At 75.9% G+C, this 1,130-nt stretch carries 1 protein-coding gene; it reads right to left on the minus strand.

Annotated elements, in window-relative coordinates; translation table 11 throughout:
* Positions 1 to 245: 245 nt before the first annotated feature.
* On the minus strand, positions 246 to 1,130 hold an 885-nt coding region (locus tag DW309_RS01010; protein WP_240753082.1), incomplete at its 5' end, for a hydroxyacid dehydrogenase.

Here is a 1,130-nt window from a genome sequence, read left to right on the forward strand (position 1 = left end):
CGCCGAGCGCGGCGGCACCGAACCCGGCGAGCAGCATGCGCCTGCTGCGCAGCGCGGCGGTCTCTGTCATCTCCTGCTGGGTCATGCTCATCCTCCTTGCGGCGTCGTCGCCGCGGTCAGGCGTCCGGCCGTCCGGCCGAGCCGCGTCCTCCCTCGAGTCCCCCGACCCCAGCACCCCGGGCTCCCGCCCGGACGATCCACCCCGCGTCAGCCGGCGGGGTCGTCCCCGCGCGCGATCACCGCGGTCATGCCATCCACGCCAACGCGGCGCGATCCACCGTGTGGGCGAGCGGTCGGCCCTCGAAGAACGCCGCGACCTCGTCCGCCACGATCCGGCCCTGCCGCAGCCGCCCCTCGTGGGTGCCGGCGGCGCGATGCGGCGTCACGAGCACCCCGGGGAGCGTGCGGAACGGGCTGTCGGCGCCGAACGGCTCCTCGTCGAACACGTCCACCGCGGCGCTCAGGCGGCCCGCACGCACCTCGTCGATGAGCGCGGCCTCGTCCACCAGCCACGAGCGGGCCGTGTTCACCAGCCCCGCGCCGTCGGGCATCAGCGCGAGCTCCCGCCGACCGAGGAGGTGATGCGTCTCGGGCAGCGTCGGCGCGTGCACCGCGACGATGCGGGCGCGACGAAGCGCCTCGTCCAGCGGCACCAGCTCGGCACCGAGGGCGGCGGCCGCGGCGGCGTCGATCGTGGGATCCACCAGCAGTGGCTCCGCGCCCAGCGCCGAGATCAGCGGCAGGTACGCACGACCCGTCCGCGACGCGCCGATCACCGCGATGGGCGCCCCGAGGATCTCGTGCTGCGTGCCCACCGCGACCGCGTCGTACCAGCCGCCCGCGCGCACCCCGTGCGACAGCTCGGGCAGCCGGTGCAGCAGCGCGAGCGTGAAGGCGAGCGACACCTCGGCGACCGGGCGGGCCATGGCGTCGCCCGCCTGGGTCACCGCGACACCGCGGTCGAACAGCTCCTCGGTCGCGAACGCCTTGACGGACGCGCCCGTGTGCGCCACGAGCTCCAGCGCCGGAAGACGCGCGAGCAGGGCGGGGTCGAACGGCGGGGCGCCCCAGCTCGTGATCACGACCCGTGCCCCGCGCAGCTCGGCGGGGTCGAGGTCGTCGAGCGACTC

The sequence above is a fragment of the Microbacterium sp. K41 genome (assembly GCF_004794395.1).
GTDB lineage: Bacteria > Actinomycetota > Actinomycetes > Actinomycetales > Microbacteriaceae > Microbacterium > Microbacterium sufflavum.